Origin of the sequence: Terriglobus sp. YAF25 (genome assembly GCF_052113305.1) — a bacterium.
GTDB lineage: Bacteria > Acidobacteriota > Terriglobia > Terriglobales > Acidobacteriaceae > Terriglobus.
On the sequence record NZ_JBFRCY010000297.1, the window covers coordinates 1 to 5,216 of the forward strand.

Below are 5,216 nucleotides of genomic sequence, written 5' to 3' on the forward strand. Positions count from 1 at the left end.
CAACTGGGCCGGTATGCTGGCGGCGCGTCTGCTGCCTGTTGGCGTGGTGCTGCTGTTGACTGAGGCCGCGATTGTGGTGGGTGCGCGCCGCGAACAGAAGCGGAAGTCCCGATGACTCTGCTCGTTCTGTTGCCGCTGCAACTGGCGGTGATCCTTACGGCGACCTGGTTGTGCGGAGCATTGGCGCAGCGGTTGCGCCAGCCGCGCGTGATCGGCGAGATTGCCGGCGGCATTCTGCTGGGGCCGGTAGCGCTGGGCCGCTGGATGCCGGCGGTAACCACGATGTTATTTGCTCCGGCGCGGCTGTCCGGGCTGGAGTTGATCAGCAACGTTGGCCTGGTAGCGTTTCTTTTCCTGGTGGGCGGGGAGCTGGATCTGCGCGAGGTGGCGCATCACGTTCGGCGCGTGGTTACGACGACCGCCGGCAGCATTCTGCTGCCGTTCTTTCTTGGAACATTAGTGGCGCCGATCCTTCTGCGGCACTATGGTGTGCCCGAAGGCGCTCGCTGGGGCTTCAGCATCTTTCTCGCCGTGGCCATGAGCATCACGGCGCTGCCGGTACTGGCGCGAATTCTGCGCGACCGCGAAGCCGCGGGCGTGCCGGTGAATGCGGAGGTCGCGCAGCAGTCGCTGCTGAGCGCTGCACTGAACGATGCTCTTGCATGGTGCGTTCTGGCAGCATTGCTGGCAGTGCTGCACGGCGGTGGCGTGGTTGAGATTGTGGTGCGGCTCGGGCTCCTGGTGGCCTTCACCATCGTGATGATGGCAGGCGTGCGGCCAATGCTGCGACGTGTCCCGCTAGGGCGTCCGGTGTGGACTGTGATGCTGGTACTGCTACCTGCTATCAGCGCCTGGGTGACCAATGCACTCGGGATTCACCTGTTCTTTGGCGCGTTTCTGGCAGGCATCTGTGTCCCGTCAGAACGTGTCGCAGGCACGATGGAACGGCTCTTCCTGATCGTTTCGGCATGGACTCTGCCCGCATTCTTTGCCCTGACCGGCCTGCGGATGCGGCCGGAGCTCTTTCACGCGGGCGGCTGGAGCGATCTGCTGCTGGTACTGGCCGCAGCCGTGCTGGGCAAGATCGCGGGAGGGATGTTTGGCGCCGGCATTGCAGGTACACCGTGGTCGAAGGCGCTGCGGGTCGGCGTGTTGCTGAATACCCGCGGGCTGGTCGAGCTGATCGTGCTGAATGCCGGCTACCGCGAAGGGATTCTCAATGCTCAGGTCTTCACCCTGCTGGTGTTGATGGCCGTGGTGACCACTGCGATGACCGGGCCACTGCTCGACATAATCACCCGACGGAATGTGGTGTAATCGGGGGAGACCTACCTCGATCCGGAAAATCTAATACTGAAGTTGGCGCACGGCATTGCGTTTGGGGATGTCTCTATTTCTTGCGTGGAGTTGATGAATGAAACGGCGTGAGTTTTTGCAGCAGTCGAGTGCATTTGCAGGAGTCGGCATGCTTGGCCTGGCCGGGTGCGCGAAGAGGCCGGTAACGGCAGGCAGTGCAACCGCTCCAGCGCTGCCGTTCTATGACCGCGTGCCTGAGCTGGCGCCGATACGCGCCCATGAAGACCGCCTCTTCCGCATTACGGTATGCCTGCGTCCTTTCCGGGCGCAGGGCCCCCGGCTTGAGGTGGAGAAGGTCGGCGACAAGATTGTCTCGCATAACTACGGTCACGGTGGCAGCGGATGGTCGTTGAGTTGGGGCTCGGCGGCGGTGGCCGTCGAGAACGCGATGAAGGCGAGCAACGGCGATAAGGACATTGCCGTCATCGGCTGCGGCGCACTGGGACTCACCTCTGCCATTACGGCGCAGCGAGCAGGAGCGCGTGTCACCATCTACGCCAAGGAGCGCCCACCCGAGGTGCGTTCCGCACGCGCTACCGGAAGCTGGACTCCGGACTCGCGCGTTGCTCTGAGCAATGTAGCGGCGCCTGCGTTTGGCGATCTGTGGGAGCGCATGGCACGCACCAGCTGGTCGATGTACCAGAGCTATCTCGGAATGCCGGGGAATCCGATCGAATACTTCGACAGCTACCAGTTGAGCGACTTCTCGCCGGAAGAAGGGCAGAAGCGCCGCGAGAGCCAGGCGCAGGAGGCGGGACGTCATGAGTTCGCGCGCTATGCCTCACGCATTCACGACATTACGGCAACACCGCAACTGCTGCCTACAGGGTCGCATCCTTTCCCGACGAAGTATGTGCGCCGCAATACGACACTGATGTTCAATGTTGCCGACTACTCGCGTCAGTTGATGAACGACTTTCTGATCGCGGGTGGAAAGATTGAGAGGGTCGAGTTCCACTCTCCCGCCGACCTCGCCTCACTGCCGCAGAAGACCATCATCAACTGCCCGGGCTATGGCGGCCGCGCTCTGTGGAACGACGACTCGATTACGCCGGTCCGTGGTCAGATCGCCTGGCTCATTCCGCAGGAGAATGTGCACTACGGTCTCGGCTATAAGAACGTGAATATCGTTGCGCGTCGCGACGGCATTGTGGTGCAGACCAGTCTCAACGGCGAAGAGTCCGGTTGGAACGAGACTGATGAAACACCGAACCATGAAGAAGCCGTGACTGGTGTGCATATGCTGCAGGAGCTTTACAGCCGCATGGAAGCCATGCAGCGCGGTAACAAGAGGGCTTAGGGGTGGTCATCGAAATTCGAGAGGGCTTAGGGGTGGTCATCGAAATTCGAATAGCCCATGCCCTCGTTGCCCCATTCTTCGCAGCTTTACCGCGAAGGGTGGGGTATCGAGCGAAGCGAGACCGCTCCTATACATTTATGTGCCCCGACTATCCCACTCATCGCGTTGCGATGAATGGGGCACCCAGAGTATGGGCTCAGCCGAATTGGATGACACACCYTTCGTCCATGTAGAGTGGTTGCGGAGGTTGTCATGAATCGTCGTTCGATGTTGTTGAGTTTGGTGGCGGGGCTTTGTTGTAGCCCACTGATGGCACAGATGGGTGGTGGCCAGCCGAGTGGTCCGATGGCGAGTCCACCGGCCAAGGCCGAGGTTGCTCTAGGGCCTGTAAAGATCAATGTGGACTACCACACACCGTCGATGCGCGGCCGCAAGGTCATGGGTGGCCTGGTGCCGTATGGAGAAGTATGGCGCACCGGAGCGAATGAAGCGACGACGTTCGTTGTAACCGGCGGCAATATCTCCATCGCCGGAAAGCCGGTCGCTGCCGGCAACTATACGATCTACACCATGCCCGGCGAGAAGTCGTGGCAACTGATCATCAGCATGGAGACCGGCCAGTGGGGCACCGAGTACCATGCCGATCGTGATCTGGTTCGCGTCAACATGGACGTGAAGACACTTCCTTCTCCGCAGGAGACGATGAGCATCAGCTTTGAGAACACCATGGGCAAGCGGACCGACATGCACATCAAGTGGGAGACGACCGACGTCTCTGTGCCGATCATCGTTCGCTAGAGCATTTTCCCTGTGGGTGTGATGTAGGGCCTCTGCATCTATCGGCGTTTTCCGCAATGAAAACGCCACTGCACAATTCTTTCGGGATACCCAGCAACAGGGAAAACGCCCTAAGATTTTCAGAAGACTAAGGCACGCTCGATGAGCGTGCCTTAGTCTTTTAACCGGAGTGGAGCAATGAACCTTCAGGCAATTCAGGAAGCACTGCGCGAGATTGGCGCGGATGCATGGCTGTTTTATGACCATCACTATCGCGACCCCATCGCGTACCGCATCCTCGGTCTAGGTGGGGGATTACATGTCACCCGCCGCTGGTACTACCTGGTTCCCGCTTATGGTGAGCCGAAGAAGCTGGTGCATCGCATCGAATCTCTGCGGCTGGATAGTCTTCCGGGTCAAAAGGAAGAGTACAGCTCCTGGCAGGAGCTTGAAGCAAAGCTCGAACAGCTGACGGTCGGAGCAACGAGGATCGCCATGCAGTACTCGCCGCGCAACGCCATCATGTATGTGTCGATGGTGGATGCCGGCACCGTGGAGCTGCTACGGAGCTGGGGCAAGCAGATTGTCTCGTCCGCGGACATGGTGAGCCGCTTCGAGGCAGTCCTGACCGAGGAGCAGGTGGCCTCACACTACAAGGCGCAGGCGCTGCTGGATGAGATTCTTGCCGCGGGATGGAAGCAGATCGGCGAGCGTGTGCGCTCCGGCGGAACCGATGAGTACACCATGGTGAGCTGGCTCAAGGAGAAGATCGAGCAGGCCGGCATGATCACCGAGCACGGGCCGAATGTGAGCGTCGGTCCCAATGCGGCTGACTCGCACTATGAGCCATCGCCATCGAGCTCGCGGGCGATCCGCAAAGGCGACTTTGTCCTGATCGATATCTGGTCGAAGATGGCAGGTGACCCAAATGCCGTCTGGTACGACATTACCTGGACCGGCGTCGTAGACCGCGAGCCGACCGAGCGCGAGCAGCAGACCTTTGCAACGGTGACAGCGGCACGTGATGCGGCGATCAAAACAGTCGACGAGGCGTTTGCTGCAAATCGTCCTATTGCCGGATGGGAGGCGGATGAGGCCTCTCGTACCGTTATTCGCAATGCCGGGCAGGCAGCGTGGTTTACGCATCGGACGGGACACAACATTGCGATCGAGCTGCATGGCAATGGAGCGCACCTGGACAACCTGGAGACACACGACGAAAGGCTGATCCTGCCGATGACCTGCTTCTCCGTGGAACCGGGACTGTACTATCCGGGCGAATTCGGTGTCCGCAGCGAAGTAAATATGATCACGCGGTCGGGCAAGGCTGTGGTGACAGGAAAGATCCAGAAAGAGCTCGTTCGGATCTAACAGCCGAGTCTGGAAATATCGGGGAAATAGCACAACCGGTGGGAGCAGCGGGCTGAAGCCCGCTGCTCCCACCCAGTTCGAGCTTGCGCTCGAATACCCATGTCCCTTGGGGACATGGGGCACCGGCTTTGTGGTTGGATACGGCTTAGTGCTTGATGAAATACATCAGCCAGCTTGCGACAATCACACCGCCGACGAACATCGCAAAGCAGTAGGTTCCGAAGCGAATCATCGCCTTGGGTTCGCTGCGCTGCGTAATGCCGAAGACGACTGACGTAAAGAGCGAGAAGAGCAGAACGGCGGAGAAGTGGGAGAGGCTCACAGCGGCTTCCTCCCGTTCGCCAGCGAATGTGCATCGACCGCAGCCATGATATTCAGCAGACCGGCGACGACGATGAAACGTGTGCCATAG

The 5,216-nt window shown here is 59.9% G+C and carries 6 protein-coding genes; 4 read left to right on the forward strand and 2 right to left on the reverse strand.

Features of this window, described 5'->3' with window-relative positions:
• The first annotated feature begins 111 nt into the window (after positions 1-111).
• From AB4043_RS13595 to AB4043_RS13610, 4 genes are all read left to right on the forward strand, one after another.
• Entirely contained in the window at positions 112-1,317 is a 1,206-nt protein-coding gene (locus tag AB4043_RS13595; protein ID WP_442300159.1) for a cation:proton antiporter domain-containing protein, read from the forward strand.
• A gap of 97 nt (positions 1,318-1,414) precedes the next feature.
• Entirely contained in the window at positions 1,415-2,656 is a 1,242-nt protein-coding gene (locus tag AB4043_RS13600; protein ID WP_442300158.1) for an FAD-dependent oxidoreductase, read from the forward strand.
• Between the two features lie 252 nt (positions 2,657-2,908).
• A complete protein-coding gene (locus AB4043_RS13605; RefSeq protein WP_442300157.1) occupies positions 2,909-3,454 on the forward strand; it encodes a DUF2911 domain-containing protein in 546 nt (181 codons plus the stop codon).
• Between the two features lie 177 nt (positions 3,455-3,631).
• The gene (locus AB4043_RS13610; RefSeq protein ID WP_442300156.1) at positions 3,632-4,804 is read left to right on the forward strand and encodes a M24 family metallopeptidase; all 1,173 of its coding nucleotides are present in this window, start codon (positions 3,632-3,634) and stop codon (positions 4,802-4,804) included.
• Positions 4,805-4,949: 145 nt separating this feature from the next.
• On the opposite strand, the gene AB4043_RS13615 is transcribed toward AB4043_RS13610, so the two are convergent.
• Together AB4043_RS13615 and AB4043_RS13620 are read right to left on the reverse strand one after the other, a co-directional pair.
• Positions 4,950-5,126, reverse strand: coding sequence for a hypothetical protein (locus tag AB4043_RS13615; protein ID WP_442300155.1), 177 nt, complete (start codon positions 5,124-5,126; stop codon positions 4,950-4,952).
• Positions 5,123-5,216: DUF6677 family protein (locus AB4043_RS13620; RefSeq protein WP_442307276.1), on the reverse strand; the 94-nt coding region annotated here is incomplete at its 5' end. The genes AB4043_RS13620 and AB4043_RS13615, both read right to left, overlap by 4 nt.